We start from the raw sequence: 26,681 nt of genomic DNA on the forward strand, positions 1-26,681 counted from the left end.
GCCCCCTTCCGGCGTGATGCATCGCACCACCCCCTCCGACCTGCGGATCCTTGCCTGCCGACGGCTCGCCCGGCATCCGGTGTCGGTGCCCGCCGCTAGATTCTCTGTGTGCCCCACCCGATCACCGATCCCGATCAGCTCAAGGAGCTCCTCGGTATCCCGTTCACCCCGGAGCAGACGGCCTGCATCACCGCGCCGCCCGCCCCGCAGGTGATCGTGGCCGGAGCCGGATCGGGCAAGACGACGGTGATGGCGGCCCGCGTGGTGTGGCTGGTCGGCACCGGCCAGGTCACCCCCGAACAGGTGCTCGGCCTCACCTTCACCAACAAGGCCGCCGGTGAACTCGCCGAACGCGTCCGCAAGGCACTGATCAAGGCCGGCGTCACCGATCCGGACGTCATCGACCCGGACGAACCCCCCGGCGAACCCGTCATCTCCACATACCACGCATTCGCCGGCCGTCTGCTGACCGACCACGGACTGCGTATCGGCCTCGAACCGACCTCCCGGCTGCTCGCCGACGCCACCCGCTACCAGCTCGCCGCGCGCGTCCTGCGCGAGGCCCCCGGCCCCTACCCCGCACTCACCCGCTCCTTCCCCGACCTGGTCGGGGACCTCCTCACCCTCGACGGTGAGCTCGCCGAACACCTCGTGCGGCCCGAGGACCTGCGCGCCCACGACACCGAGCTGCTGCGCACCCTGGAGAACACCAAACTCACCAACGCCGACCTGCGCAAGGTGCCCGAGGCGGCCGCCGCACGGCGCGAACTGGCCGAGCTCGTCCTGCGCTACCGGGCCGCCAAACGCGAACGCGACCTGCTCGACTTCGGCGACCAGATCGCCCTCTCCGCGCGGCTCGCCACCCTCCCCGAGGTGGGCCGCCTCCTGCGCGACGAGTTCCGCGTGGTCCTCCTCGACGAGTACCAGGACACCTCGGTCGCCCAGCGCGTCCTGCTCGCCGGACTGTTCGGCGACGGCACCGGTCACCCGGTGACCGCGGTCGGCGACCCCTGCCAGGCCATCTACGGCTGGCGCGGCGCCTCCGTCGCCAACCTCGACGACTTCCCCGAACACTTCGCCCACGCCGACGGCCGCCCCGCCACCCGTCAGTCGCTCAGCGAGAACCGCCGCAGCGGCGGCCGCCTGCTGGACCTCGCCAACGGTCTCGCCGAGCCCCTGCGCGCCATGCACGCGGGCGTGGAGGCCCTGCGCCCGGCCCCGGGAGCCGAACGCGACGGCACCGTCCGCTGCGCCCTGCTGCCCACCCACGCGGAGGAGATCGACTGGCTCGCCGACTCCCTCGCCCACCTGGTGAACACCGGCAAGGCACCTGGCGAGATCGCCGTACTGTGCCGCACCGCGACGGACTTCGCCGAGATCCAGGGCGCCCTGGTCGCCCGGGACGTCCCCGTCGAGGTGGTCGGCCTCTCCGGGCTGCTGCACCTGCCCGAGATCGCCGATCTCGTCTCCGTCTGCGAAGTCCTCCAGGACCCCGGCGCCAACGCCTCCCTCGTACGCCTGCTGACCGGCCCCCGCTGGCGCATCGGCCCCCGCGACCTCGCCCTGCTGGGGCGCCGCGCCCGGCTGCTCGTCTCCCACGCGAGGGTGGAAGGCGACGACGACCCCGACCGGCGGCTCGCCGAAGCCGTCGAGGGTGTCGACCCGGCCGAGGTGATCTCCCTCGCCGACGCCCTCGACACCTTCCTGGAGACACCACTCGACGGCCACGGCGACGACGACCGGCTGCCCTTCTCGACCGAAGCCCGCGTGCGCTTCGCCCGCCTGGCCGCCGAACTGCGCGACCTGCGCCGCTCCCTCGCCGACCCCCTCATGGACGTCCTGCACCGCGTCCTCGCCGTCACCGGCCTGGAGGTCGAACTGTCGGCGTCCCCCCACGCCCTGGCCGCCCGCCGCCGCGAAACCCTCTCCAACTTCCTCGACATCGCCGCCTCCTTCGCCGCCGGTGACGGCGAGGCCACCCTGCTCGCCTTCCTCGGCTTCCTGCGCACCGCCGCCCAGTACGAGAAGGGCCTCGACAACGCGCTGCCCGGCGGCGAGAACACCGTCAAGGTGCTCACCGCCCACAAGTCCAAGGGCCTCGAATGGGACGTCGTGGCCGTCCCCGGACTGGTCACCGGAACCTTCCCCAGCAGCCGGGGCCGAGAGAAGTGGACCGCGCAGGGCAAGGTGCTGCCGCACGCACTGCGCGGCGACGCCGACACCCTGCCCGACGTCCCCTCCTGGGACTCCCGGGGCCTGAAGGCATTCCACGAGGACATGAACGACCACCAGCACACCGAGGAGCTCCGCCTCGGCTACGTCACCTTCACCCGCCCCCGTTCCCTGCTGCTCGGCTCCGGCCACTGGTGGGGCCCCAGCCAGAAGAAGCCGCGCGGCCCCTCCGACTTCCTCCAGTCCCTCCACGAGCACTGCGCCGCCGGATACGGCGAGATCGAGGCGTGGGCGGAGGAGCCCGCCGAGGACGAGGAGAACCCCGCCCTGCGCCGGGCCGGCGACGACCAGTTGTGGCCGCTGCCCCTGGACGACGACGCCCTCGCCCGCCGGCGTGCGGCCGCCGATACGGTCCTCGCCCACCTGGACGCCCTCGCCGCCCTCCCGGACGGCCCCACCACCGCCGTGCACGACCCGGACACCTACGACGAACCGGACTGGCCGCCCCCACCGGACGACGGGGATCCTTTCCCCGAGGAGGACTCCTTCCCCGAGGAGGACCCGTTCACGGACGCCGACCCGGACGACTGGGACTCCTGGACCGCCGACCGCCCCACCGTCCCGCACCAGGCGACCGCCCCCGAAGCCGCCGGACGCCCCCGCGCGCAGCGCCACAGGCCCGCCCGGACACTGCAGGAACCTCCCCTCACCCCGGAGGAGGCCCGCACGCTCGCATCCTGGGACCGCGACCTCGACGCCCTCACCGGAGAACTGCTGCGCACCCGTACAGGCGTCACCGAGGTTCCCCTGCCCGCCACGCTGACCGCGTCCCAACTGCTCCGCCTGGCCGAGGATCCCGACGGCTTCGCACGGGAACTGGCCCGCCCCATGCCCCGCCCGCCGCAGCCCGCGGCCCGCCGCGGCACCCGCTTCCACGCCTGGGTCGAGGCGCGCTTCGAGGCACTGACGCTGCCCATGCTCGACCCGGAGGAACTGCCCGGCAGCGACGCCGAGATCGACGACGAGCGAGACCTGGAGGCCCTCAAGGAAGCCTTCGAACGCACCGAGTACGCCCATCGGACGCCCCACCGCGTGGAGGCGCCCTTCCAGCTGACGCTCGCCGGCCGCGTCGTCCGCGGCCGCATCGACGCCGTCTACAAGGAGGACGGTGAGAACGGGACGACGTACGAGATCGTCGACTGGAAGACCGGCCGCGACCGCACCGCCGACCCCCTTCAGCTCGCCGTCTACCGGCTCGCCTGGGCCGAGCAGCAGAACATCGAGGTGGAGAACGTCACCGCCGCGTTCCTGTACGTACGGACCGGCGAGATCGTGCGGCCCGGCGCCCTGCCCGGCCGCCCGGAGCTGGAGCGGCTGCTGACCGAGGAGCCGACCGGTGACATACCGCACTCCGGGGACACCCCCGCGGGCCGATAGGCTCAAGAGTATGAGCCAGCCCGTTGACAGTGCCGTCAGCGCCGTCCGTACCCACATCGAGCAGTACCGCGTCGCCTTCCTCGACGACCTCGCGGAGTGGCTGCGCATCCCGTCCGTCTCCGCCCAGCCCGACCACGCGCCCGACGTGCGCCGCAGCGCCGACTGGCTGGTCGCCAAGCTCAAGGAGACCGGCTTCCCCACCGCCGAGGTCTGGCACACCCCCGGCGCCCCGGCGGTCTTCGCCGAGTGGCCCTCCGCCGACCCCGAGGCACCCACCGTGCTGGTCTACGGCCACCACGACGTACAGCCCGCCGCCCGCGAGGACGGCTGGAACAGCGAGCCCTTCGAACCCGTCGTCCGCGACAACCGCCTCTACGCGCGCGGTGCCGCCGACGACAAGGGCCAGGTCCTCTTCCACACCCTCGGCGTTCGCGCCCACCTCGCCGCCACCGGCCGCACCACCCCGGCCGTCCACCTGAAGCTGCTGATCGAGGGCGAGGAGGAATCCGGGTCCCCGCACTTCCGGGAACTCGTCGAACAGCACACCGACCGGCTCACCGCCGACACCGTGATCGTCTCCGACACCGGCATGTGGTCCGAGAACACCCCGACGGTGTGCACCGGCATGCGCGGCCTCGCCGAGTGCGAGATCCGGCTGTACGGCCCAGACCAGGACATCCACTCCGGCTCCTTCGGCGGCGCGGTCCCCAACCCGGCCACCGCCGTCGCCCGCCTGGTGGCAGCCCTGCACGACGAGCACGCGCGCGTGGCGATCCCCGGCTTCTACGACGGCGTCGTCGACCTCACCGACCGCGAACGCGACCTCTTCGCCGCGCTGCCCTTCGACGAGGAGCAGTGGCTGCGCACCGCCGCGTCGCACGGCACCCGGGGCGAAACCGGATACAGCACCCTGGAGCGGGTCTGGGCGCGCCCCACCGCCGAGGTCAACGGCATCGGCGGCGGCTACCAGGGACCCGGCAGCAAAACGGTCATCCCGTCCTCGGCCATGGTGAAGCTCTCCTTCCGGCTCGTCGCCGGACAGGACCCGGAGCACGTGGTGAACGCCGTCCGCGACTGGGTGCCCGGGCAACTCCCCGACGGCATCCGCCACGAGATCTCCTTCAGCCCCGCGACCCGCCCCTGCCTGACCCCGCTGGACCACCCCGCCCTGCGCTGCGTGGTCCGCGCGATGGGCCGCGCCTTCGGCAAGCCCATCCTGTTCACGCGCGAGGGAGGGTCAGGACCGGCCGCCGACCTCCAGGAGGTGCTCGGCGCACCGGTGCTCTTCCTCGGCATCTCCGTCCCGTCCGACGGCTGGCACGCCCCGAACGAGAAGGTCGAGCTGGACCTGCTGCTCAAGGGCGCCGAGACCAGCGCGTACCTGTGGGGCGACCTGGCCGAGCACTGGCGGCACGCGCCCTGACCGCCGCACGCCGTCCGCACCCGACGCACGCGCGGGCACCCGGGAACGGCCCGCCGCCCTCGTGGGGCGCCGGACCCGGCCCCTCCCGCCGAACCACCCGCCGACCCGATCCGTTCCCCTGGGGGAGTTGGAAGCACCCGTGACCACCTGGACCGACCACACCGCCGACCGGCCCGTCTCGCTCACCGCCCCCAGCGGCATCGACCGCGCCGCCCACCACCGGCTCGACGAGGCATGGCTCGCGGCGGCCTGGAGCCACCCCTCGACCCGCTGCTTCGTGGTCTCCGGCGGCCAGGTCCTCATCGACGAGACGGCGGACGGCCGTACCGAACTCGTCATGACCCCGTCCTTCGAGGCCCCGCTCACCGAGGCGCACCGCTACTTCCTGGGCACCGACCAGGACGGCGTCAGCTACTTTGCCCTCCAGAAGGACTCCCTGCCCGGCCGCATGGACGACTCCGCCCGCCCGGCGGGCCTGCGCGAGGCGGGCCTGCTCCTGGAACCGCGCGAGGCGGGCCTGATGGTGCACGCCGTCGCCCTGGAGAACTGGCAGCGACTGCACCGCTTCTGCTCCCGCTGCGGCGAGCGCACCGTCATCGCCGCCGCCGGCCACATCCGCCGCTGCCCGGCCTGCGGCGCCGAGCACTACCCCCGCACGGACCCCGCGGTGATCATGGCCGTCGTCGACGACCAGGACCGCATCCTGCTCGGCCGCCAGGTGCACTGGCCCGAGGGCCGCTTCTCCACGCTCGCCGGATTCGTCGAGCCCGGCGAGTCCATCGAGCAGTCGGTGCGCCGCGAGGTCCACGAGGAGGTCGGCATCGACGTCGGCGCGGTCGAGTACATCGCCAGCCAGCCCTGGCCCTTCCCCTCCAGCCTCATGCTGGGCTTCACCGCCCGCGCCACCACGACGGAGATCGACGTGGACGGTGACGAGATCCACGAGGCCCGCTGGTTCTCCCGCGACGAACTCGGCGCCGCCTTCGAGTCCGGCGAGGTGCTCCCGCCGTACGGCATCTCGATCGCGGCCCGTCTGATCGAGCGCTGGTACGGCAAGGACCTGCCGACCCGCAGCGCCTTCTGAACCGGCACACGGGAAAGCGGGGTGGCCTCCCCTCGTCGAGGAGGCCACCCCGCTTCGTGCGAACCGCTCAGACGCCGACCTTCTGCTTCACCTGCGCCAACGACGGGTTAGTGAGCGTCGAGCGTCGGCGAAAAGCACGGTCGGCACAGTCTGTAGACTTCCCGCTACGTGAGGGCGGCCAGGGAGGGCCGCCCCTTGTGGGGGAGGGAAGAGCGTGAGCGAGAAGCCCAGGGCTCTTGGCGTGGTCCGTCTGTCCGTCGGCAACGAGAACCAGACGGGGGAGGAGACGCAACGCACCCGCATCAGCAAGCGTGCGGACGCGGAGGAAATGGAGTTGGTCGACTTCGCCGTCGACATCGACGTGTCGGCGTCTATCTCGCCGTGGGTACGCCCGTCCCTGGGCGACTGGCTCAACAACAAGAAGGACCAGTTCGACCACATCATCATCCTGAAGATCGACCGCATCGCGCGGTCGGTCCGCCACCTCTCGGACATCATCGAGTGGTGCGAGGCGAACGGAAAGGGCCTCATCTCCTGCGAGGAGGGATTCGACCTCTCGAAGCCGTGGGGCAAGACCATCGCCAAGATCCTGGCTGTGGTCGCAGAGGCCGAGCTGGACGCCATCAAGGCCCGCAACAAGGCTTCCCGGGAGACCATGCGGAAGACCGGCCGCTGGCCGGGTGGCCTTGTCCCGTTCGGACGTAGAGCAGTGAAGGGCGACGCAGGCTTCACTCTGGAACTCGACCCCGAGTACGGCCCGACGCTGATCGAGATGATCCGGTGCTTCATCGAGAAGCCGAGCTTCTCGGCCGTCGCCGACTGGTTGAACGAGCAAGGCGTACCCACGGCTCAGGACATCGCTCGCATCCGCGCGGCGGCAGGCGAGAGCACAACCCGGCTGGCCGACCCGAAGCCTCGGGGAGCCAGGTGGACGCCGACCACAGTGCAAGCTGTACTGATCAGCCGCTCCCTGCTCGGGGAGTACGTACGCGCCAGTGGTGCCGTAGCCCGCAACGACGACGGCACACCTGTCATGCGCTCTGAGCCGGTACTGAACGAGGAGGAGTGGACGAAGCTGTCGGAAGCCGTCGCCTCGGTCAAGTACAAGAAGCAGAAGGGCTCTACGTCGCCGACAGTGGGCGTGACGTTCTGCCTGTTGTGCGGAAGCGCCCTCTACTTCGTGAAGGGCGACCCGGCCAAGGGCAAGCGCGAGCGGTACCGCTGTCACGGCAACAAGAGCAAGGGCATCCAGGCATGCCCGAAGCAGAGGTTCTGGGCCGAAGACCTGTACCCCTGGCTGGAGTCGACCCTGTTGGGCGAAATCGGCCACTTGGAACGGATGGAGTCGAAGACGACCATCGACGACAGCCGTGCGGCGAAGCTCGCCGTGATCGACGGCAAGATGAACCAGCTCCTGAAGGAACTCCAGCAGGACGAGCTCAGCGCCGTCGCGTACGCCTCGCAAGTCGCCAGCCTTGCCCAGGACCGAGAGAAGATCACCAACCAGGAGGGGCCGAAGCCGGTGACCGTGTGGACGGGTGCGGGCGAGAGCTACGCGGAGTGGTGGGAGCGGTCGAGTGTCGACGAACGGCGTGAATGGCTGAAGAAGCACAAGGTCAAGGCGTACTTCGGACATGATGTCCTGGCCGTCGATCCCGGCGACCTGATCGAGAACATCAAGCAACAGGGCATCTCGTACTGGGACCTGCCCTCCAAGTCTTCTCAGGTGCTCTCACCGATCACGCCGATCTCGTTGCACGGAAAGCCGTACGAGAAGCCAAAGCCGCTTACGGGTGTGGAGTGGGAGATCGTCAGCCGCTGGGAGGACTTCGAAGCGGAGCGGACAGCACAGCGGGCGAAGGGCCAGGAGGAAGCCCAGGGAGCAGGGGAAGCCACGGTGGTTCCGGCGTCCGCCTGATGCAGGATGAGCAAGCGAGGAAGGCCCCCGACTTGGGGGTCCTCTGTCGTTCCGAGTCAGAAGGGCGGCGGCTCGTGTTCTGCCTCGCGGAGCCGATGAGCCGAGTTGTCGTAGTCGAAGTCGGCTGGCATGGGAGCTGTGTACGACTCGCCGAACCACTTCCGGCGGCGCTCCTCTTGCTTGACCGTCGCCAGGTCTACGAAGGACAAGGTGGGGGCCGAAGGCCCCCCACGGGAGTCAGCGCCTTCGTCTTCCTGCTGGGGGCCGCTCACGCGGCCCGCCTTCGCCGGCTGCTTGCGCTCTGCGACTTCGCTCTGTCGGCCCCCTGTCGGGGGCCGCTCATCGCCTACCTGCTTGCTACTCCCATCGCCGTCGCCGCCGCTCGGCCTCCTTCTCGGCCGCGCTCTTGCCCGTCGGCCCAGAGGGCCTGGCGGCCAGCGCATCCAACGCGCCGGCATCCCGGGCGGTCCGCCAGTCGATGATGTGCGAGTGGTACAGCCCCTCCCGGCGCAGCAGCGCGCCCTTCGCCCCGGGCTCGGTCAGCCGCTCGTACTCCTCCACGATCCGCAGCTTGTACTCCGGAGTGAAGGACCGACGCTTCGGCCCGCCCGCGCGGGGACCGCGCTTCTTCCTGCCCACGACCTCATCATCGGCCACACCGGCCTCAAGGTCAGCACTGCTCAGCGTCACTTTCGAAAGATCCTGTTCTCGCCCCACTAACAACAGAAGACTCGATTGTCCTCATGTCTCACGAGAGTCTGACAGGGAGGGGGTACCGGAGGGCGAAGCGCGTGATCGCTTACACCACCTCGCGGGACGCGACCCAGAGACGGGCGGGGTTGAAAGCCGATCAGCTTCAAGGGGCCTGGTGAAGCTGCTAAAGGCCGGGCGTAATCATGCCTATGAAGCGATCCATCAGTTGCTGCGAGCGCTCACCAAACAGCAGTAGTACGACCAGCGCGCCGGAAGCGGCCGCGAGGGGCAGAGCGATTTCCTCCAGGCCCCCGAGGATAGGTGCTCACGCCGGTGGCGATGAAGGTGAGGACGGCGGCGGCGAGCTTGATGGTGTCGTAGTCCTTCACCGGCTCCAATCCGGTTAGCTCGCTGGCGGGCAGCAGCGCGCTCACCCTCCCTTGTGCGTAACGGTCGGCGATCTCCATCAGCAGGGAGGCCAGCTCGGCCAGCGCCTGATTCCCGTCGTCCTCGTGGATCTTCGGATAGGTGTTGCGAAGGCGTCGGACGACCATGTGGGCGTGCTTGGCTGCCTCCCGGCGGCGGGAGCGGGGCAGGGACAGCATTCGCACCCGGCGAGCGTTACGGACGATCCGCTCGACAGGCCGCATCCTCTTACTGATCTTCTCCAAGGCGGCTGAGCGCTCCTCGCCTTGAGCGTGGCGTGCGGTGGCGCACAGGATGACGGTGTCAGTGAGGAAGGCCGGGGCCCGATGGGCGCGCAGATCCTGCCACGAGCGGCGGAAGCCAAAGAGGAGTGCGAAACAGACGAAGACGAGGAAGTTACGTTGCTCACGGTAACTCTGGGGCATGGGATGTCCCTCGGCGTAGGCGGCGAGGGGCACCAAGGTCGTCACGCCGAGCAAGGCCCAGATAAGGAGCCAAGCGATGCGGTGGCCGAACTGATTGGAGTGGACTGTGTGCCAGGAGCGGCGGATGGGGGAGGTGATGTGGCGGGCGGGTATCAGGACGGCGAGGGCGTAGGCCAGGGGGGTGAAGTGGGCGGTGGCGGCTCGGGGGGTGCGGCGTTCTCGGCGGGTGGGTACCGGGCGGGGCACGGTGGTGGGTCTCCTTGGGGTCGCAGAATTGACAGGAGTTCTTCGTTGCCACTGAGTCTGAAGTACTCCTCAAGCACTGCGGCCGGAATCGCAACGGCTGTCTCCCCCTCGGGGAGGTCGAGCTGTGCCAGGCGTTCGGGGTCTGTGATCACGTAGCCCTGCACTACGTAGTCCTTGCCGTCGTTCGTACCCCACAGCGTCGGGCACGTACCGTTCTTGCAGTCCGGGTCTCCCGACAGCTTCCGCAGTGGTGCGCCCACGGCTTCCCGCTCACGTCGACAGTCCATGTCGCGTTCGATGCTTCTGGCTCGTGGGCAGCAGGGTCAAGATCTCCGGCTTTCCAGAACGGGAAAGCCGCCCACTCGATGCCCCGGCGGGTCTTGCCCTGCCGGGGTAGCGCCCGGAGCACACAAAACCCCCGATCAGCGCCGGCCGATCAGGGGTTACGTGTAGTGGGGGTCAGGCGCCGAGCGCCTGCTTCACCTGCGCAAGGCTGGGGTTCGTCATAACGACCTCAGCCCCATCGTTGGAGGGAATTACCTGAACCGTCGGAACCGTCTGGTTTCCGCCGTTCGCCTTCTCCACGAACGCCGCGGAGTCAGGGTCGTGCTCGATGTTGATCTCGGTGTACGCGATGCCCTCACGGTCCAGCTGGCTCTTCAGCCGGCGGCAGTAACCGCACCAAGTGGTGCTGTACATCGTCACAGTGCCCTGCATGCCTCGCGCTCCTTCGGCGGCTCGGGGAAGTCCTCGTGGTGGGGGCAACGTACTTGAAAGCGCATGCATTCCCCCGTGACGCCGGTCGCATTGGTACGACTACGCGGCCTTCCCTGTGGACAACCGCCTCACCTGTCTCCGGCGACCTGGCAGCATGGCTGTGTGACAGCAGCAACGCACTCCACCCTCTTCCCGCAGGTACCGGACTCGGCCGACGCGGTGCTCGAAGGGCTCGACCCCGAGCAGCGGGCCGTGGCCACCGCCCTGCACGGCCCGGTGTGCGTGCTGGCGGGAGCGGGTACCGGCAAGACCCGGGCGATCACCCACCGGATCGCCTACGGAGTGCGCGCCGGGATCCTCCAGCCCTCCAGCGTGCTCGCCGTCACCTTCACCAACCGGGCCGCCGGGGAGATGCGCGGCCGGCTGCGCCAGCTCGGTGCCGTCGGTGTCCAGGCCCGCACCTTCCACTCCGCGGCGCTGCGCCAGCTCCAGTACTTCTGGCCGAAAGCGGTCGGTGGTTCCCTGCCCCGGCTGGTCGACCGCAAGGGGCAGCTGGTCGCCGACGCGGCCGCCGCATGCCGGATCCGGCTCGACCGGGGCGAGCTGCGGGACGTCACCGCCGAGATCGAATGGTGCAAGGTCACCCAGACCGTCCCGGCGGACTACGCGGCCGCCGCCGCGAAGACCGGCCGGGAGGCACCCAGGGACCCCGCGGAGATCGCCCAGCTCTACTCCGCCTACGAGGACCTCAAGCGCGAGCGCGCCGTCATCGACTTCGAGGACGTGCTGCTGCTGACCGTCGCCGTCCTGCAGGACCGGCACGACATCGCCGAGCAGGTCCGAGCCCAGTACCAGCACTTCGTCGTCGACGAGTACCAGGACGTCAGCCCGCTCCAGCAGCGCCTGCTGGAGCTGTGGCTCGGCGACCGGGAGAACCTGTGCGTGGTCGGTGACGCCAGCCAGACGATCTATTCGTTCACGGGAGCAACCCCCGACCATCTGCTCGACTTCCGCACGCGCCACCCCGGCGCCACGGTCGTCAAGCTCGTCCGCGACTACCGCTCGACCCCCCAGGTCGTCCGTCTGGCGAACGGACTGCTCGCCCAGGCCCGCGGCCGCGCCGCCGACCACCGGCTGGAGCTCGTCTCGCAGCGCGCCGCGGGGAGCGAGCCGGTCTTCACCGAGTACCCGGACGAGCCCGCGGAGGCCGAGGGGGCCGCGCGCCGCATCCGTGAGCTGATCGACGCCGGCGTACCGGCGAGCGAGATCGCCGTCCTGTTCCGTACGAACTCCCAGTCCGAGACCTATGAGCAGGCCCTCGCCGATGCCGGGGTGCCCTACCAGCTGCGCGGCGCCGAGCGGTTCTTCGACCGCCCCGAGGTGCGCAGGGCGATCGTCGCTCTGCGCGCCGCGGCCCGCTTCGGCCGCAACGACGCGCTCCTCGACGATGTCGCCGACCTCCCCTCCCAGGTGCGCGCCGTGCTCTCCGGCGAGGGCTGGACGACGCGGCCGCCGGCGGGCTCCGGCGCGGTCCGGGAACGCTGGGAGTCGCTGGCCGCCCTGGTGCACCTGGCCCAGGACTTCGCCGCCGTCGGAGCGGACGCCACGCTCGCCGGCCTGGTCGCCGAACTCGACGAACGGGCGGGTGCCCAGCACGCCCCCACCGTGCAGGGCGTCACTCTCGCCTCGCTGCACTCGGCCAAGGGGCTGGAGTGGGACGTCGTCTTCCTGGTCGGTGTGGCCGAGGGAATGATGCCGATCACCTACGCAAAGACGGACGAGCAGATAGAGGAGGAACGCCGCCTCCTCTATGTCGGTGTCACCCGGGCCCGGGAGCGCCTGCATCTCTCCTGGGCCCTCTCCCGCTCCCCGGGCGGCCGGCCGAACCGCCGTGCCAGCCGCTTCCTCGCCGGACTGCGTCCCGGGTCGATCACGGCCGCGAGCCTCAGCGGTGCCGCCGGCGGTCCGGGAGGTGTGGAGCGCGGTTCCTCCGGTGCGGCGCCCGGCCCGGTCGTACCGGCCCGGAGGCGGGGACAGCGCAGCCCCGCCCGTTGCCGGGTCTGCGGCCGCACGCTGACCGACGCGGGCGAGATGAAGCTGATGCGCTGCGAGGACTGCCCTTCCGACATGGACGAGGGCCTGTACGAGCGGCTGCGTGAGTGGCGTGCCGAGCAGGCGCTGCGCAGCGGACAGCCGGCCTTCTGCGTCTTCACCGACAAGACGCTGATCGCCATCGCGGAGACGGTGCCCGATGACGAGCACGGGCTCGCCCGCATCCCGGGTGTGGGGATGCGCAAGCTGGGCCGCTACGGAGCCGATGTTCTGGCCATCTGCGCAGGCCGTGACATCGCCGGGGGGCGTGATCCGGACTGATACGAACTCGTCGAGAAAATAGTTTGCGCATGCCCCAGCAATCCCCATAGGTTCTTAGGCACGGGAACGGCGGCCTTCTCCAGGGCCCCGAATCCGTGCTCTACTTACATATCCGCGGACCGGTTCGACCCGGTCCCCAAGACGCCGAGAGGAGGCGAGTCCAGTGATCAGCATCAACACCAGCACCAACACCAGCGTCAAACTGACCGATCGCTCGGCCGTCTCCCTGTGCATTCTCGGCGCCTCGAACCAGGGCACCGGTCTGTCCGGCATCCGTGCCGCACGCCTGGTGTCCTCTCTCGCTCCCGCGGCTCCTGCCGTCCGTGAGCGCGATGAGCGACCGACCAAGGCACTGGAAGCGGTAGTGGCACAGGCGCAGGCCTATGCCTTTGCGGCGGCCGGTGCCGGATTCCGGAAGCAGATGACGCAGCACCACCTGATGTGGGCCTTCCGTGGGCCTGAACCCTGGAGTGATCCAGCCTGATGTGATCAGGTCGGCGCCTTCAGGGCCGCGGAACCCCACCCGGGATCCGCGGCCCCTTTGTTTTCCCTGAACGGGGAGGCGGAGCGAAGCGCCTCGGGACAGCAAGAGAACCCGGTACCACGCCGCCACCCGGCCCAACAGGGCCGGAAACGACCAGACGAGGAAGACGAACCGTGCAACTCGAAGCGCACGCCCCGTCCGTACCGCCTTCCGACACGATCCCCAAGTACGGCTCCACGGAGGACCCGACCTTGACTCCGCTCACCGCGCTCACCGCGCTCGACGACGCCATCGAGAACCTCGGCGTGCCCGTCCCGTGCCGCTCCTACGACCCGGAGGTCTTCTTCGCCGAGTCGCCCGCGGACGTCGAGTACGCCAAGTCCCTCTGCCGCACCTGCCCGCTGATGGAGGCCTGCCTCGCCGGCGCCAAGGAGCGGCGCGAGCCCTGGGGCGTCTGGGGTGGCGAGCTGTTCGTCCAGGGAGTGGTCGTCGCCCGGAAGCGGCCGCGTGGCCGCCCGCGCAAGAACCCGGTCACGGCATGAACACCCTGGGAACGATCGACCGCCCCCTCACGCACGACCCGCAGAAGCAGGCCCCGATGATGCCGTCCACTCACGAGCCCGCAGGCTCCGCGACCGAAGACTTCACCACCAGTGGTGCGAACGACTCGCGCCAGAACAGGACCCGAGAGATGCAACTCATCCCAGAAGCCATGGCTCGTGCACGAATGCACGAGCGACTGCAGGAGGCGCAACAGGAGCGCCAGGCCCTGCGCCTGGTGACCGCGCGCCGGATGCAGCGCCGTGCCGAGCGCGCCTCCCGGCGTGCCCGCCGTGCGCTCGCCATGGCGGTCATGCAGTAACCGATCCCACCTGAAGCGGTGGCCTCCCCAGGCGGAGGCCCGTTGCTCCCGCGGGGGCCGGTCCGTGTGAACGGACCGGCCCCCGCGGTGCGTTGTGCCGGCCGGGCCGGTCATGCCTCCGCGGCCGGTTCCTCCACCTCGGGCTCTTCCGGGGCGAACGTCGGCAGCCATTCCTCCAGTTCGTCCCGCAGTCGCACCGTCGCCCCCAGCTGGCAGAGCACGCCGATCGTGCTCAGGGTCACCCGGTGGATCAGAAGGTAGGCGGGGGGAAGGTTCAGCTGCTTGGCCAACTGGGAGGCGGGGGAGCGGGGGTCGGCGATCCGGGCCGCCTGACTCCGCATCCAGCCGCGGGTGAAGGTGAACTCGTCGGCCCGGGCCGGCTCGATGATCGGCTGCAGGTAGTCGAGCACGGCGTCGGGGTCCAGCTCTATCGAGTCCTTGACGAAGCCCTCCGCGCAGAGCATGTCGTACACCGCTTCCGCGTCGCCGTCCAGCGTCATGCGCAGGGCCTCGCCGATGGGTGAGGGCAGCCCGCCCGGGAGCCGGTCGACGGTGCCGAAGTCCAGTACACCCAGGCGCCATTCGTTCTCGTTGTCCGAACCTCCCGGCAGCAGACGGAAGTTGCCCGGATGCGGGTCGGCGTGCAGCAGACCGGTGCGGGCGGGTCCGGAGAACAGGAAGCGGGCCAGGAGTTGGCCGGCCCGGTCGCGTTGTGCCTCGGAGCCGGCCGAGATGATCTCCGACAGCGGGATGCCGTTTATCCATTCGGTGACCAGGACCTGCTCGCACTGATGGACCACGTCCGGTACGACGACATCGGTATCGCCGTCGAACTCCTCGGCGTGGGCCCGCTGGGCCTGAGCCTCGAGGCCGTAGTCCAGTTCCTCCGACACACGGTCCCTGAGCTCCGTGATCAGTGGCTTGACGTCCATACCGGGAATGAGCGGGCCGAGCAGACGGGCGAATCGGCTCAGCTGGTTCAGGTCGGACAGCAGGGCTTCGCCGGCTCCCGGGTACTGCACCTTGACCGCCACCTCGCGGCCGTCGTGCCACACACCCCGGTGCACCTGGCCGATCGAGGCCGCCGCGGAGGGTTTGTCCTCGAACTCCAGGAACAGTTCCCGCCAGCCTTCGCCCAGCCGCTCCTCCAGCACCGCGTGAACCGTACGGGTCGGCATCGGCGGGGCTGCGTCCTGGAGCTTGGTCAGCGCCGCGCGATAGGGACCGGCGACCTCCTCGGGCAGGGCCGATTCGAAGACCGACAGAGCCTGGCCGAACTTCATGGCGCCGCCCTTGAGCTCGCCGAGCACCTTGAACAGTTGCTCGGCGGTGCGCTGCTGCAGTTCGCGGCCGACAAGCTCCGCGGATTCACCCACGATCCGCTTGCCGAGCCCCCACGTCGCCCGCCCGGCGAAGCCGAGCGGGAGCGCGGCCAGCTTGGCGGTCCGGGTGACCGCCTTCCGGGGAAGATCAGACATGCGCCCTCCAAGTACCTGCCGGCCGCTTCGCGTCCGCCTGACGGCGCCACTTGTCCGACGGCCCCTGCTCGGCCATTGTCTCGTGCGACCCCTCGCTCCCGGTGTGTTCTGCCTTACCCTCTTCCGGGTCTCCTCGCGGCTCGGCCTCCGGGTCCTTCCCGGCCGCCCCGCAGGGACAGCCGGGGTGGGGCCACACCGGCCGAGCATGCCAGGTGAGGCCGGGAAGGGACACCTCCCAGCGCGCGCCGGCCGTGGACGGGACCCGGCCGTCCAGGAAGGCCAGCGCGTGCGCGGCCGCCAGTCCCGCCACGGTCGTGGCCAGTGCCAGATCGCAGGCGCCGACCCGGCGCTGCCGGCCGGAGCGCCACTGGGCGACCAGCCGGGGCCAGGCAGCGTCCCGGTCGACTCGGTCCTGCTGGAGACAGCCCGCACAGCTCGTCTCGCCGGGCAGCACCAGAGGGCCGGCCACACCGGTTCCCTCCACCACGCCGGCGTAGAGATGAGGGGTGCCCGAGGAGAAGAGGGTCTCGGCGGCCGACGGGTCGGGCGCGTACACGGCGACGTCGTCCCTCGGGGCGAGGACCACCAGGGAGAACCCCGGGTCGTCCTCGTCGAGCGGCGACCGGGCGGTCCGGCGCGGCGGCCGGTCCGGTGCGGCCCGGCGCACCGCGCGGCGGGCCGCCTCCTCGCGGCGGTCCCCGACGGCCTCGGCGGGCAGTCCGCCCGGTGTGACGTCCCACGGCTCGACCCGCCCGACATCACGCACCTCCACCTCGCCCACCCCGGCCCCCGACAGCAGTGCCGCGACGGTCGCCCCCACCCGGCCCGCGCCTCTCACCTGCACCCGGGTGCTGCGACGCGCCGCCAGCCGGCGGAGCGGATCGCCCGGTTCGGAGGTGGTCAGGGCGAGGGAGGCCAGGTCCGGGCGGAGCCGCTCGAGCATCTCCGGTTTCCCGCGCAGCGCCCCGCCGGCCGGTCCGCCGCCGCGGGAGTCGTCCAGGAGCCCGGCCCGCGACAGCCGGCGCACCAGCCGGTCGACATGACCGTCGGGCAGATCCATGCGCCGTCCCTCCTCACGCAGGAGCTCCACACCGCGGGTGCCGTCGAGCAGGTCGAGGAAGCTGCCCGTCGCCGTGTCCACCGGACCCACCGTCAGCGCGTGCGCCGGGGTCATCCCGAACTGCACGGTGTTGAGATCGCGCCAGCCGCGCCTGAGCGCGGGCTTGACCATCGGATGCATGTCAGGCCCCCGTATGTCCTGGATCGTTCCTGTGTGGCCGAGTCCGTGTGTGGTCCAGGTCACGCACGCCAGCATGCCGGGACGGGCCGGCGGCCGCCGAAAGTTGTCCACAGACACCGGAATTCATCGCACAAATCCGGCGCACGGTGAGGGGATCGACAGGGAACCGGCCCGGAGTCAAGACTTCCCCGTGTGCAGCGGGTAACGTCGGGGCGTGCCCGCCGACCCACTGCACAGCACCGGAAAGCCACAGCACAGCACGACGAGCCAGCCGTCGAACGGCTCGAGGGCGAGCGCGATCGAGGTCCGCAGGAGCGCCCGTCGGCGCAGAACGGTCTCCGCGTACCGCGAGGGCGATCGCACCGTCGTGCTCATCCCCGCCCGGATGTCCGAGGCGGAGGAGCAGCGCTGGGTGACCGTCATGCTCGACAAGCTGGCCGCCCAGGAGAGCCGGCGGACGCTCGGCGACACGGAGCTCGCCGAGCGGGCCCGGCGGCTGTCGGACCAGTACTTCGACGGGCGGGCCAGGCCCGCCTCCGTACGCTGGGTGACCAACCAGAACACGCGCTGGGGCTCGTGCACCCCGTCCGAGGGCAGCATCCGCCTGTCCCACCGGCTGCAGGGCATGCCCGAGTACGTCGTCGACTACGTTCTCTGCCATGAGCTGGCGCATCTGCTGGTGCCCGGCCACGGTCCCCGGTTCTGGCGGCTGCTGGAGGCGTATCCCAGGACCGAGCGGGCCCGCGGCTACCTCGAGGGCGTGGTCGCGGCCGAGCGGCTGCCGCACCTTCCGGGGGCGCGTGATGCGTGAGCACCGCCCGAGGTGAGCGCACCGTAGGCCCGTGCACGCGTTGTGTACCGGGTCTGTACCGACTCCATCCGCTGTCGGTGTTTGCCGTTAGCCTGACGCGACGCACTCACATTCGGGATGGGGGACGGTCGTACGTATGGCCAGGGAATTCCAACGCGGCCACAAGGCCAGGATCAGTGACCTCACCGCGGGCACGGATCTGTACATCGGTGTGCAGATCTCCGGCCCGGGGCTGACCTTCGACATCAGCTGCTTCGGTCTCGACGCCGAGGAGCGGCTGTCGGACGACCGCTACTTCGTCTTCTTCAATCAGCCGAAGTCCCCCGAGGAGTCCATTCAGCTCCTGGGCGCCCAGGCGGGTGACACGGAGTCCTTCCGTGTGACGCTGGACCGGATCCCGCAGCAGATCAGGAAGCTGTCCTTCACGGCGACGCTCGATGGCGCCGGGCAGATGTCGCAGGTGGGGCCCGGGTACATCCGTATCGTCGCGGGTGGCGAGGAAGTGGCCCGGTATCCGTTCAGCGGCTCGGAATTCTCCACCGAGCGGGCCGTGATGCTCGGTGACTTCTACTTCAAGGACGTATGGCGGTTCGCCGCCGTCGGACAGGGCTTCGACGGCGGGCTCGACGCGCTGCTGAAGAACTTCGGCGGTGAGGTGGCCGAAGAGGAGCCGGCCGTCCCGCAGCAGCAGCCGGGGGCCGGCGGGGCGACGCCCGGCTTCGCGCCGCCCGCCCAGTCCGCCGCGCCGCCCGCGTTCGGCGTCCCCGGCGGCGGCGTCGCGCCCGCCCCGGCCCCGGCCCCGGCCCCCGCCCCGGCCCCCGCCCCTCAACCTGCGACACAGGGCTTCGCGCCGCCTCCGGGCGCCACCCCGCCGCCGCCTCCCGCGCCGCCGGTGCACTCCGCGCCGACCATCGTCGCGCCCCTGAACACCCCGCCCGCCGGCTCCCCGGTACCGCCCCCCGCTCCGGCGCCCGCACCCTACGGTGCGCCCGGCCAGCAACCGCCGCCGTACGGCCAGACCGCACCGCCGCCCCCGGGCTACGGCCAGCCGCAGGCACCGCAGGCACCCGCCCCGCCGCCCGGATACGGCGGGCCCACACCTCCTCCGGGCTACGGGCAGCAGACCCCGCCCGGACCGGTGCCCCACCAGCAGGCCCCGTACGGCGCTCCGCACGGCGCGCCCCAGGGCGCACCGCAGAGCCCCGGAGTCCTCGGCGCGCTCCAGCAGTTCAAGGAGACGCCCACCGGGCAGCGCTGGACCCAGCAGAACAAGAAGCTCGTCCGCGCCGACCTCGGCATCGGGGGACAGCCCGTGCTGGCCCGGCAGGGCAGCATGGTGCTCTACCAGGGCAAGGTCGACTTCAGCTACAAGGGCGCCGGCTTCTCCGGCCGCATCGTGGGCAACGCCACCGGCCAGGAGATGCAGCTGATGCGCTGCACCGGCCAGGGCCAGGTGTTCTTCGCCGAGGACTCCACGATGCTGCACCCGATCGAGCTCCAGGGAGACGCCGTGTGCGTCTCCGCCGAGAACGTCCTCGCTTTCGACGAGACCCTTCAGTACGAGGTCCGCCGCATCGAGGGCCACGGCATCCCCGGTGGCGCGCTGTTCACGATGCAGTTCCAGGGCACCGGCACGATCGTCGTGAAGACCCACGGCACGCCCGTGGTGCTGCCGGTCACGCCCACCACCTTCGCCGACTGCAACGCCGTGGTCGCCTGGTCGGCGGCTGCCCAGGTGGTCGTCTCCAGCCAGGTGCGGATGCGGCGCAACTCCTACCCGGGCGACACCGGGGAGAGCGTCAACCTCCAGTTCCGGGGCGCACCCGGCAACTTCATCGTCGTCCAGCCGTACGAGATCTAAGGGGAGCCCGTCATGAACCAGCTACTCGCGGGCTTTGCCCCCGCCCCCGTCACCGCCCGCATGGAGAACCACGGCAACCACATGCTGAAGGTCGCCATGCAGACCGGGAACGACCTTCTCGCGCGCGTGGGATCGATGGTCGCCTACGAAGGATTCGTCCAGTACGAGCCCAACCCCCCGGCCGTCCGCCAGATCGCCAAGGACTGGCTGACCGGCGAGGGCGCGCCCCTGATGAAGTGCTCCGGCGACGGTCTGCTGTACCTCGCCGACTACGGCGCCAACGTCGTGGTGATCAACCTCAACGGCGACGGCATCTCCGTCAACGCCACCAATCTGCTCGCCTTCGACGCCCACCTCACCTGGGGCGTGGAGCGGGTCAAGGGCCTGGCGAAGTTCGCCGGACAGGGCCTGTGGAACACCAAGATCTCCGGACAGGGCTGGGTCGCGCTGACCTCGCGAGGGAAGCCGATCGTCGTCGACTGCGGTGGTGGTGACGACGAGACGTACGTCGACCCGGACGCCCTGGTCGCCTGGTCCCCGAACCTCAAGGTGAAGGGCAAGCGCAGTTTCCGCGCCCAGTCGCTGATCGGCCGCGGCAGCGGCGAGGCCTACCAGATGGCCTTCTCCGGACAGGGCATCGTCGTCGTCCAGCCCAGTGAGGACAGCACCGACCGTCTCCGGGTCCGGGGCTGAGGGGGAGCAACCACATCATGCAAAGCCCGCTTTTCGCCTTCAACGACCAGCAGAGCCAGGAGCGCTGGAGTCTGCAGAACCAGCAGATGCTCCGCGTCGCCCTGGGAGGCCACGACGACATTCTCGCCCGCAAGGGCAGCATGGTCGCCTACCAAGGGCTCATGGAGTTCGACGCCGAGTACCAGAGCAACAGCGCGTCACGCGCGCGTGCGCGCACCGGTGAGGGTCTCGATCTGATGCGCTGCCACGGGCAGGGCACGGTCTACCTCGCCAACCTCGCCCAGCGTATTCACATCATGGACGTGGACCACGACGGGCTGACGGTCGACAGCAGTTATGTGCTCGCGATGGACTCCTCGCTGCATCACGAGGTCATCGCCGTCGACAGCCTGTACGGCATCTCCGGCTCCGGGAAGTACCAGCTCAACATCACCGGCAACGGCAAGGTCGCCCTGATGACCTCCGGCATGCCGCTGCTGATGCAGGTCACGCCGGACAAGTACGTCAACTGCGACGCCGACGCCATCGTCGCCTGGTCCACCTCGCTGCGTGTGCAGATGCAGGCCCAGACCCACTCCTCGGGGGTGTGGCGGCGCCGGGGCAGTACCGGGGAGGGCTGGGAGCTCAGCTTCATGGGCAGCGGCTTCGCGCTCGTCCAGCCCAGCGAGCTGCTGCCGCCGCAGAACGCCCAGATCGGCTCGGGACTCGCCGCGCAGTACGGCATGGGGCAGCAGGGTGTCCGCGGGCAGAACCAGGGCAACGCCTGGAGCTGACCCGCGCGGAGACAACCGGTAAGGGGCGACCACCAAGGGTGCTCGCCCCTTACCCATGTGTCGCCCCCGGGCAGACGTCGCTCCCCGCCCGTACGTCAGACGCCCAGTCTCGCCCGGGTCGCCTCGGCCAGACGGAGGACCGACGCGTCGGCCACGTCCGCGATCTCGTCGTAGGAGAACCAGCGGAGGTCGAGGGACTCGTCGCTGATCGCATGTGCCGCGTCCGGCCCGGCCACCGCCGCGTACTGGACGTCGAAGTGCCAGTGGCAGGGCGGCGGGATCGGATGCCGGTCCAGCCGCACGGGCCCGCCGCCCAGCAGCGTCAGGTCCGGGATGCCGGACTCCTCCGTCGCCTCGCGCAGGGCCGCCGCCGCGAGCGAGACGTCCCCCGGCTCGCAGTGGCCGCCCATCTGGAGCCACATCCGCAGCTTCTTGTGCAGAGTGAGCAGGATCCGGCCGCGCTCGGGGTCGATCACCAGAGCGCTCGCGGTGACGTGACCCGCGTGACAGGACTTCCACATGCCGTCGGGATGCGCGGCGAGGTGGTCGAGATAGGACTGACGCAGCTCCGCCTGGTCCTCGTACCCCTTGAGCACGAGGACGGCGTCGTCGTACAGGCTCACTCGGTGTCGTCGCCCTTGTTCCCGCCCTCGCCGGGGCCCTCCTCGTCCTTCTTCCTGAGGCCGGGCTGGTCGGCGGCCTCGCCGAGCATCTTGTCCAGCTCGGAGAAGTCGATCTGCTCGCGGTGGACGAAACCGTCCGGATCGTCGAGGTCGGTGGCCGTCGGCAGCATGTCCGGGTGCGCCCACAGGGCGTCCCTGCCGTCGACTCCGCGCGCGTCGGTGAGCGAGGCCCACAGACGTGAGGCGTCGCGCAGCCGACGCGGACGCAGCTCGAGACCGATGAGCGTGGCGAACGTCTGCTCGGCGGGACCACCCGAGGCACGGCGGCGGCGCAGCGTCTCGCGCAGTGCGTCGGCCGACGACAGCCTGGGTTTGGCGGCGGCGTGGACCACCGCGTCGACCCAGCCCTCGACGAGCGCCAGCGCCGTCTCCAGGCGGGCCAGGGCGGCCTTCTGCTCCGGCGTGTCCTCCGGCTGGAACATGCCCTGCTGAAGGGCCTCCTGCAGCTGCTCGGGATTCTGCGGGTCGAACTGGCCGACGACGTCCTCCAGCTTGCCGGTGTCGACCTTGATCCCGCGCGCATAGCCGTCGACCGCGCCGAAAAGATGCGAACGCAGCCAGGGAACATGCGCGAACAGACGCTGGTGGGCGGCCTCGCGCAGGGCGAGATACAACCGCACCTCCTCCTGGGGGACACCCAGGTCCTTGCCGAAGGTCTCGATGTTCAGCGGCAGCAGCGCGGCGCGGCGGGCGAGCCCCAGCGGCAGGCCGATGTCGGACGAACCGACGACCTCGCCGGCGAGCACGCCGACGGCCTGCCCGATCTGCGTGCCGAACATGGCGCCGCCCATGGAGCGCATCATGCCGATCAGCGGGCCGGCCATGGCCTGCATCTCCTCCGGCAGGACGTCGCCCATCGCGTTCCCGACGCGCTCGGCGACCGGGTCGACCAGCTCCCGCCAGGCCGGCAGGGTGGCCTCGACCCACTCCGCGCGGCTCCAGGCAACGGCGGAGTTGGCGCCCGACGGCAGTGAGGTGGCGTCGTCCAGCCACAGGTCGGCCAGACGGACGGCGTCCTCGACCGCCTTGCGGTCCGCGGGGCCGACACTCGCGTCCTTCGAGCCCTCCGCGGTCCCCTGGGAGACCGTCTGCCGGGCGATCTGCTTGGCCATGTCCCAGTTCACCGGACCGCCCTCGTAGGAGAGCATCTGGCCGAGCTGCTGGAACGCGGCGCCCAGGTCGTTGGGGTTGAGCGACCCGAACATCGCGGCGAACGGATTGTCCGCGCCCGGACCGCCAAAGCCTCCGGCTCCGGGCACACCGAAACCGAACGGCCCGGCCGGGCCCTGACCACCGCCGCTCTGCGGGTCCTTCTTCTTGCCCTCGTCGCCGTCGTCCGGCTCCTCCGGCGGAAGGCCGAATCCGAATGGGGTGTCACTCACGGGTTTCCTCGGCTGGTAGGGCCACCGGTTCTTTCCGGCGGCACGGCTGCCCGACAACACCACCCAGCGTAGACACCTGAAGCGGATCGGGCCTCGGTGCTTCGCCGACAGAACGCCTGCGGCAGGATGGATGCCACCTGGTACGTACGCGTCGCTTGCGCCCGTACTGAAGACAACCGCTGGAGACGCCCGGTGAGTTCCCCAGATCCACAGGTTCGCGCAGCGCGAAACGAGTCGACCGACCCGTCACCCGACCACCGACCCTCGGCGGAGGCGCCGCGCGCCGGAAGGGCGCCCGTGCCCCGAGGCCCCGTCGTCGCGGTCACCGGAGCCGCGTCCGGCGTCGGCGCGCTGCTCACCGCGCGGCTCGCCGCATCCGAGGAGATCAAGCAGGTCATCGGCATCGACGAGCGGCGCGGCGCATGCGACGAGGCGCTCTGGCACATCCTGGACGTACGGGATCCGGCCATCGCGGACAAGCTGCGCGGCGCCGACGTGGTGGTCCATCTGGCACTCGACCTCGATCTGGAGACCGACGCCGCCGCACGGACCGCCTACAACGTCCGGGGCACCCAGACCGTGCTGACGGCCGCGGCGGCCGCCGGGGTGCACCGGGTGGTGCTGTGCACCTCGACGATGGTCTACGGGGCGCTGCCGGACAACGAGCTGCCGCTGTCCGAGGACGCGGAACTGCGCGCCACGGCGGAGGCCACGGGCGTCGGTGATCTTCTGGAGATCGAGCGGCTGGCCCGCCGGGGACCGCGCGCGCACCCCGGCCTCAATGTCACCGTCGTACGCCCCGCCGTCCTGGTGGGCAACACCGACACCGCTCTGACCAGGTATTTCGAGTCACCCCGGCTGCTCGTGGTGGCCGGATCGCGGCCCGCGTGGCAGTTCTGCCACGTCGACGACCTGTGCAGTGCCCTGGAGTACGCCGTGCTGGAGAAGGTCGACGGCGAACTGGCCGTCGGCTGCGACGGCTGGCTGGAGCAGGAGGAGGTCGAGGAGCTCAGCGGGATCCGCCGGATGGAGCTGCCGTCGGCGGTCGCGCTCGGCGCGGCGGCCCGGCTGCACCGGATCGGGCTCACCCCGTCCCCGGCCGGGGACCTGGCCTACACGATGTACCCCTGGGTGGTCAGCGGGAGCCGGCTGCACGACGCCGGATGGCGGCCCGCGCACACCAACGAGGAGGTGCTCGCGGAGCTGCTGGAGGAGGTGTCCGGCAGGCACACGGTCGCCGGACGGCGGCTCGGCCGCAAGGACGCGACGGCGGCGGGCGCGGCGGGTGCGACGGTGGCTCTGCTGGGTGCGGCGGCGGTGGTGCGGCGGGCCAGGAAGGCGCGGCGGCGGATCTGACCCACGGGCCGGGCGTGTCCCGTGTCTCCCGCGGGGAGGCTCTGGAGCCACCAAGCGCGTACCGGGCGGCGGCTCTGTTCCGCGATGTCGCGATGGTGGGGCACGATGGGGACATGGCATCCACGCACGATCACCCGGGTGAGCAGGCCGCACAGGAACCGATCAGGCTGATGGCGATTCGCGACACGCCGCTGTCGGTGGACGAGGTCCTCCGGGCGGTGGGGGACGACGCGGCCGGCGGGACGGCGCTGTTCGTGGGAACCGTGCGCAATCACGACGCCGGTACCGACGTCGACGGACTGGGCTATTCGTGTCACCCGAGCGCCGAGGACGAGATGCGTCGGATCGCCGAGAAGGTCGCCGCCGAATACCCGGTACGGGCGCTCGCCGCGGTCCACCGCGTGGGGGATCTCCAGATCGGCGACCTCGCCGTGGTCGTCGGCGTGTCGTGTCCGCACCGGGGGGAGGCCTTCGAGGCCTGCCGGAAGCTGATCGACGACCTCAAGCACGAGGTACCCATCTGGAAGCACCAGAGGTTCTCCGACGGAACCGAGGAATGGGTCGGCGCGTAGCGCCGTCGTTGGAGGGGTGGTGGTCGGGCGACGGGAGGGCGGGTCGGCGCGTAGCGCTGTCGTTCGGGGGTGACGGGAGGGCGGGTCGGCGCGTAGCGCAGCAGGCCGGATCCGGGTTGCGGAACGGTACCCCCGAGGTGAGCGTTGTCACTGCGGATGGTTAATCTGCTGATCACAGTTGCGGACGCTCATGGGGTTGGGAGGTCGGCATGGCGGCGCTTGCCTGGTTGCTGATTCCGCTCGTGGCCGCGATCGGAGCGGGGCTCTGGGGCAGTTGGGCCAACAGGACCCGCAAGGTACGGGGCGACGGCCCCGAACTCATCGGTTACGCCCGGTTCCGGGAGGCCATGGAGAAGCCGCGCTCGGACCGTTGAGGGCGCCGAGTCCGCGGGTCACGGAGCACGACGCGATCGGGGCCGCTCGTCCGGGCGGCCCTGACGGTGCCCCGACAGGCCTGTCCCGTACTGTCGAGGCATGCCACGCCGCACCGCGACGATGCTCGCCTCCACCCTGATGCTGATCGCGCTCCTGTGCGCGGGAGTCTTCATCCCCGTGCCGTACTCGGAGATGTCGCCGGGGCCGACGGTGAACACGCTGGGCGAGCACGACGGCGAGCCGGTGCTGCAGATCTCCGGCCGCACAACCTACCCGGCGGACGGACACCTCAACATGACCACGGTGCGGGTCACGGGTGCCGATTACCGGATGAACCTCGTGGAGGCCGTCTACGGCTGGCTCGCGCACGACAACAAGGTCGTGCCGCACGAGACCCTCTACCCCGACGGCAAGACGGAGGAGCAGTCCACCCAGGAGAACGCCGAGGAGTTCAGCCAGTCCCAGGAGAGCGCCAAGGTCGCGGCCCTGAAGGAGCTGGACGTGCCGGTGAAGTCCTGGGTCATCGTCTCCACGGTCGTCAAGGGGGCTCCGTCCGAGGGCAAGCTGCACGCGGGCGACGTGATCAGGGCTGTCGACGGCAAGGCGGTGAAGGAGCCGGCCGACGTCGCCGAACTGGTGACCGAGCACAAGCCCGGCGAGGACGTCGTCTTCACGATCGTGCCCGCCACGGAGCAGGCCGCCGCCGAGAAGGAGAAGCGGACGCCGGCGAAGACCGAGAAGGTCACGATCACCACCACGAGCTCCGACGACGCCGGCGAGAAGCGCGCCGTCGTCGGGATCTCCGCCGGGACCGATCACACCTTCCCGTTCGACATCGACATCAAGCTCGCCGACGTGGGCGGACCGAGCGCCGGCCTGATGTTCGCCCTCGGCATCTACGACAAGCTCACCCCGGGCAGCCTGACCGGCGGCACCTTCGTCGCCGGGACCGGCACGATCGACGACAACGGCGAGGTCGGACCGATCGGCGGGATCGAGATGAAGACGGTCGGCGCGCGCGGCAAGGGCGCCGAGTACTTCCTCACGCCCGCCGACAACTGCGCGGCCGCCGCCAAGGACACCCCCGAGGGCCTCACCCTGGTGAAGGTGAAGACCATCGACGACGCCCTGGGCGCGCTGGCGGACATCCGCTCGGGCGACACCGCCGACCTGCCGCGGTGCACGGTGTCCTGACCG

General features: G+C 70.6%; 23 protein-coding genes. 16 read left to right on the plus strand and 7 right to left on the minus strand.

Annotated features, from left to right (window positions below; genetic code table 11):
- Nucleotides 1-108: 108 nt before the first annotated feature.
- From ACIF9R_RS03445 to ACIF9R_RS03460, 4 genes are all read left to right on the plus strand, one after another.
- Complete coding sequence (locus ACIF9R_RS03445; protein WP_399973652.1) at nt 109-3,609, plus strand: UvrD-helicase domain-containing protein; 3,501 nt, start codon at nt 109-111, stop codon at nt 3,607-3,609.
- Between the two features lie 10 nt (nt 3,610-3,619).
- Nucleotides 3,620-5,032 carry a dipeptidase gene (locus ACIF9R_RS03450; protein ID WP_399973654.1) on the plus strand — a complete coding sequence of 471 codons (1,413 nt, stop codon included), beginning with the start codon at nt 3,620-3,622 and terminating at the stop codon, nt 5,030-5,032.
- A gap of 139 nt (nt 5,033-5,171) precedes the next feature.
- Nucleotides 5,172-6,116, plus strand: a complete 945-nt coding sequence (nudC, locus tag ACIF9R_RS03455) for an NAD(+) diphosphatase (protein WP_399973655.1) — start codon at nt 5,172-5,174, stop codon at nt 6,114-6,116.
- 214 nt (nt 6,117-6,330) lie between these two features.
- Nucleotides 6,331-8,034 carry a recombinase family protein gene (locus tag ACIF9R_RS03460; protein ID WP_399973658.1) on the plus strand — a complete coding sequence of 568 codons (1,704 nt, stop codon included), beginning with the start codon at nt 6,331-6,333 and terminating at the stop codon, nt 8,032-8,034.
- A 357-nt stretch (nt 8,035-8,391) separates the two neighbouring features.
- Here ACIF9R_RS03460 and ACIF9R_RS03465 read toward each other — a convergent pair whose 3' ends face one another.
- The 3 genes from ACIF9R_RS03465 to ACIF9R_RS03475 form a co-directional block, all read right to left on the minus strand.
- Nucleotides 8,392-8,724, minus strand: a complete 333-nt coding sequence (locus ACIF9R_RS03465) for a hypothetical protein (protein ID WP_399973660.1) — start codon at nt 8,722-8,724, stop codon at nt 8,392-8,394.
- 242 nt (nt 8,725-8,966) lie between these two features.
- A complete protein-coding gene (locus ACIF9R_RS03470) occupies nt 8,967-9,824 on the minus strand; it encodes a hypothetical protein (protein WP_399973663.1) in 858 nt (285 codons plus the stop codon).
- A gap of 459 nt (nt 9,825-10,283) precedes the next feature.
- Nucleotides 10,284-10,541: a mycoredoxin gene (locus tag ACIF9R_RS03475; RefSeq protein WP_399973665.1), complete on the minus strand. Its 258-nt coding sequence runs from the start codon at nt 10,539-10,541 to the stop codon at nt 10,284-10,286.
- A 63-nt stretch (nt 10,542-10,604) separates the two neighbouring features.
- On the opposite strand from ACIF9R_RS03475, the gene ACIF9R_RS03480 reads away from it, so the two are divergent.
- The 4 genes from ACIF9R_RS03480 (at nt 10,605) to ACIF9R_RS03495 (ending at nt 14,260) form a co-directional block, all read left to right on the plus strand.
- Nucleotides 10,605-12,914 (plus strand): ATP-dependent DNA helicase UvrD2, encoded by a 2,310-nt coding sequence (locus ACIF9R_RS03480; RefSeq protein ID WP_399973668.1) that lies wholly within the window; start codon nt 10,605-10,607, stop codon nt 12,912-12,914.
- Nucleotides 12,915-13,077: 163 nt separating this feature from the next.
- Nucleotides 13,078-13,398, plus strand: a complete 321-nt coding sequence (locus ACIF9R_RS03485) for a hypothetical protein (protein ID WP_399973671.1) — start codon at nt 13,078-13,080, stop codon at nt 13,396-13,398.
- A 173-nt stretch (nt 13,399-13,571) separates the two neighbouring features.
- Nucleotides 13,572-13,940, plus strand: coding sequence for a WhiB family transcriptional regulator (locus ACIF9R_RS03490; RefSeq protein WP_399973674.1), 369 nt, complete (start codon nt 13,572-13,574; stop codon nt 13,938-13,940).
- On the plus strand, nt 13,937-14,260 hold the full coding sequence (locus ACIF9R_RS03495) for a hypothetical protein (RefSeq protein ID WP_399973677.1): 324 nt from the start codon (nt 13,937-13,939) through the stop codon (nt 14,258-14,260). Before ACIF9R_RS03490 ends, ACIF9R_RS03495 begins: the two co-directional genes overlap by 4 nt.
- Nucleotides 14,261-14,370: 110 nt before the next feature.
- On the opposite strand, the gene ACIF9R_RS03500 is transcribed toward ACIF9R_RS03495, so the two are convergent.
- Together ACIF9R_RS03500 and ACIF9R_RS03505 are read right to left on the minus strand one after the other, a co-directional pair.
- Nucleotides 14,371-15,738: an ABC1 kinase family protein gene (locus ACIF9R_RS03500; protein ID WP_399973679.1), complete on the minus strand. Its 1,368-nt coding sequence runs from the start codon at nt 15,736-15,738 to the stop codon at nt 14,371-14,373.
- Nucleotides 15,731-16,978 (minus strand): TOMM precursor leader peptide-binding protein, encoded by a 1,248-nt coding sequence (locus ACIF9R_RS03505; protein ID WP_399973987.1) that lies wholly within the window; start codon nt 16,976-16,978, stop codon nt 15,731-15,733. The genes ACIF9R_RS03500 and ACIF9R_RS03505 overlap by 8 nt, the downstream gene beginning before the upstream one ends.
- Before the next feature lie 214 nt (nt 16,979-17,192).
- Between ACIF9R_RS03505 and ACIF9R_RS03510 the strand changes: the two genes are divergently transcribed.
- The 4 genes from ACIF9R_RS03510 to ACIF9R_RS03525 all read left to right on the plus strand — a co-directional run bounded on the left by ACIF9R_RS03510 (nt 17,193) and on the right by ACIF9R_RS03525 (nt 21,116).
- Complete coding sequence (locus ACIF9R_RS03510) at nt 17,193-17,789, plus strand: M48 family metallopeptidase (protein ID WP_399973682.1); 597 nt, start codon at nt 17,193-17,195, stop codon at nt 17,787-17,789.
- Between the two features lie 136 nt (nt 17,790-17,925).
- Nucleotides 17,926-19,650: a TerD family protein gene (locus tag ACIF9R_RS03515; protein ID WP_399973684.1), complete on the plus strand. Its 1,725-nt coding sequence runs from the start codon at nt 17,926-17,928 to the stop codon at nt 19,648-19,650.
- 12 nt (nt 19,651-19,662) lie between these two features.
- Nucleotides 19,663-20,343 carry an AIM24 family protein gene (locus tag ACIF9R_RS03520; protein ID WP_399973687.1) on the plus strand — a complete coding sequence of 227 codons (681 nt, stop codon included), beginning with the start codon at nt 19,663-19,665 and terminating at the stop codon, nt 20,341-20,343.
- Between the two features lie 17 nt (nt 20,344-20,360).
- Nucleotides 20,361-21,116: an AIM24 family protein gene (locus ACIF9R_RS03525; protein ID WP_399973690.1), complete on the plus strand. Its 756-nt coding sequence runs from the start codon at nt 20,361-20,363 to the stop codon at nt 21,114-21,116.
- Nucleotides 21,117-21,211: 95 nt separating this feature from the next.
- Here ACIF9R_RS03525 and ACIF9R_RS03530 read toward each other — a convergent pair whose 3' ends face one another.
- The gene (locus ACIF9R_RS03530; protein WP_399973693.1) at nt 21,212-21,739 is read right to left on the minus strand and encodes an NUDIX hydrolase; all 528 of its coding nucleotides are present in this window, start codon (nt 21,737-21,739) and stop codon (nt 21,212-21,214) included.
- Nucleotides 21,736-23,181: a zinc-dependent metalloprotease gene (locus ACIF9R_RS03535; RefSeq protein ID WP_399973696.1), complete on the minus strand. Its 1,446-nt coding sequence runs from the start codon at nt 23,179-23,181 to the stop codon at nt 21,736-21,738. The genes ACIF9R_RS03530 and ACIF9R_RS03535 overlap by 4 nt, the downstream gene beginning before the upstream one ends.
- A 192-nt stretch (nt 23,182-23,373) precedes the next feature.
- Here ACIF9R_RS03535 and ACIF9R_RS03540 point away from each other — a divergent pair, with 192 nt between their 5' ends.
- From ACIF9R_RS03540 to ACIF9R_RS03555, 4 genes are all read left to right on the plus strand, one after another.
- Nucleotides 23,374-24,537: an SDR family oxidoreductase gene (locus ACIF9R_RS03540; RefSeq protein WP_399973699.1), complete on the plus strand. Its 1,164-nt coding sequence runs from the start codon at nt 23,374-23,376 to the stop codon at nt 24,535-24,537.
- Nucleotides 24,538-24,650: 113 nt separating this feature from the next.
- Nucleotides 24,651-25,109 carry a molybdenum cofactor biosynthesis protein MoaE gene (locus ACIF9R_RS03545; RefSeq protein WP_399973701.1) on the plus strand — a complete coding sequence of 153 codons (459 nt, stop codon included), beginning with the start codon at nt 24,651-24,653 and terminating at the stop codon, nt 25,107-25,109.
- A 209-nt stretch (nt 25,110-25,318) separates the two neighbouring features.
- Nucleotides 25,319-25,483 (plus strand): hypothetical protein, encoded by a 165-nt coding sequence (locus tag ACIF9R_RS03550; RefSeq protein WP_215205495.1) that lies wholly within the window; start codon nt 25,319-25,321, stop codon nt 25,481-25,483.
- Nucleotides 25,484-25,583: 100 nt separating this feature from the next.
- Nucleotides 25,584-26,678, plus strand: a complete 1,095-nt coding sequence (locus tag ACIF9R_RS03555) for a PDZ domain-containing protein (protein ID WP_399973704.1) — start codon at nt 25,584-25,586, stop codon at nt 26,676-26,678.
- The last annotated feature ends 3 nt before the right edge of the window (nt 26,679-26,681 follow it).

The sequence above is a fragment of the Streptomyces sp. NPDC086080 genome (assembly GCF_044540255.1).
GTDB lineage: Bacteria > Actinomycetota > Actinomycetes > Streptomycetales > Streptomycetaceae > Streptomyces.

What these genes read in the sequence shown, in the direction of transcription:
- ACIF9R_RS03450 (WP_399973654.1), top strand. Translation starts at nt 3,620, where the DNA reads ATGAGCCAGCCCGTTGACAGTGCCGTCAGCGCCGTCCGTACCCACATC.
- ACIF9R_RS03475 (WP_399973665.1), bottom strand. Translation starts at nt 10,541, where the DNA reads ATGCAGGGCACTGTGACGATGTACAGCACCACTTGGTGCGGTTACTGC.
- ACIF9R_RS03480 (WP_399973668.1), top strand. Translation starts at nt 10,605, where the DNA reads ATGCATTCCCCCGTGACGCCGGTCGCATTGGTACGACTACGCGGCCTT.
- ACIF9R_RS03495 (WP_399973677.1), top strand. Translation starts at nt 13,937, where the DNA reads ATGAACACCCTGGGAACGATCGACCGCCCCCTCACGCACGACCCGCAG.
- ACIF9R_RS03500 (WP_399973679.1), bottom strand. Translation starts at nt 15,738, where the DNA reads ATGTCTGATCTTCCCCGGAAGGCGGTCACCCGGACCGCCAAGCTGGCC.
- ACIF9R_RS03505 (WP_399973987.1), bottom strand. Translation starts at nt 16,978, where the DNA reads ATGCATCCGATGGTCAAGCCCGCGCTCAGGCGCGGCTGGCGCGATCTC.
- ACIF9R_RS03515 (WP_399973684.1), top strand. Translation starts at nt 17,926, where the DNA reads ATGGCCAGGGAATTCCAACGCGGCCACAAGGCCAGGATCAGTGACCTC.
- ACIF9R_RS03520 (WP_399973687.1), top strand. Translation starts at nt 19,663, where the DNA reads ATGAACCAGCTACTCGCGGGCTTTGCCCCCGCCCCCGTCACCGCCCGC.
- ACIF9R_RS03525 (WP_399973690.1), top strand. Translation starts at nt 20,361, where the DNA reads ATGCAAAGCCCGCTTTTCGCCTTCAACGACCAGCAGAGCCAGGAGCGC.
- ACIF9R_RS03545 (WP_399973701.1), top strand. Translation starts at nt 24,651, where the DNA reads ATGGCATCCACGCACGATCACCCGGGTGAGCAGGCCGCACAGGAACCG.
- ACIF9R_RS03550 (WP_215205495.1), top strand. Translation starts at nt 25,319, where the DNA reads ATGGCGGCGCTTGCCTGGTTGCTGATTCCGCTCGTGGCCGCGATCGGA.
- ACIF9R_RS03555 (WP_399973704.1), top strand. Translation starts at nt 25,584, where the DNA reads ATGCCACGCCGCACCGCGACGATGCTCGCCTCCACCCTGATGCTGATC.